The organism is Flavobacterium koreense, assembly GCF_054776075.1.
This window is the reverse complement of record NZ_BAAHCF010000029.1, coordinates 691,912-692,887: the sequence shown is the minus strand read 5'-3', so window position 1 is coordinate 692,887 and position 976 is coordinate 691,912. Positions and strand designations below refer to the sequence as shown.

At 34.4% G+C, this 976-nt stretch carries 1 pseudogene; it reads left to right on the top strand.

The window, feature by feature from the left end:
• Positions 1-91: 91 nt before the first annotated feature.
• Positions 92-976: pseudogene (locus ACYU7A_RS11550) on the top strand (OmpA family protein); the annotation flags it as partial.

The following is a 976-nucleotide window of genomic DNA, read 5'->3' as shown; positions in this document are numbered from 1 at the left end:
TTCAGGTTCACACGAAATATTTTTACGATTTGAATTATTCAAACGTCAAGACCGAATAGTATCACCAAGATTCTTCTAAAAAGCGATTATCATGAAATCAAAGATTCACGAACACCAAAAAAACAATAGTATCATGGTGAGTAAAAACAGAATTATATATTTAGTAGTTGCCTGCATCGCTTCAATGAGCATGTCAGGTCAGAAGTTAAAAGAAGCTAAAGCAGACCAACAATACGATAAGTTTGCCTATGTTGATGCTATAAAAACCTACGAGCGCATTTTTGCTAAAGGATACAAATCGCAAGAGATGTTACAAAAGCTTGGTGACTCGTACTATTTTAAAGCCGATTTAGACAATGCTGCAAAATGGTATGGTGAGTTATTTGCCTTCACACAAGATGTAGAGCCAGAGTATTACTATCGTTATGCTCAATCATTAAAAGCAATAAAAGATTATAAAAAAGCCGATGAAATGTTGGTGAAATTTAATCAAAAAAGCGGTAATGATTTACGTGCTAAATTAGCTACAGCTCAGAAAGATTATTTGGCACAAATCAAGAAAAACTCTGGACGTTATACCTTAGAAAATGCTGGAATCAATTCAGAGTATTCTGATTACGGAAGTGCTTTTTCAGGTACTAAAGTAATTTTTGCCTCAGCAAGAGATACAGGAGGATTGTCTAACAAGAGACACTCTTGGACAGGTGAGAGTTTTACCAACTTGTACAGTGCCAATATAGGCGACCAAGGTGCTTTATCTGATCCAGGAAGATTTGGAGCAAATTTAAATTCAAAGTTCCACGAATCAACACCAGTTTTTACTAAAGACGGAAAAACAGTTTATTTTACAAGAAACAATTTTCTTGACGGAAAAAAAGGAAAAGATGCTAGAAAATCGACTTTATTAAAATTATACAAAGCAACCTTAGATGGCGATAAATGGAGTGATGTAACTGAGTTACCATTCAATAGCAAT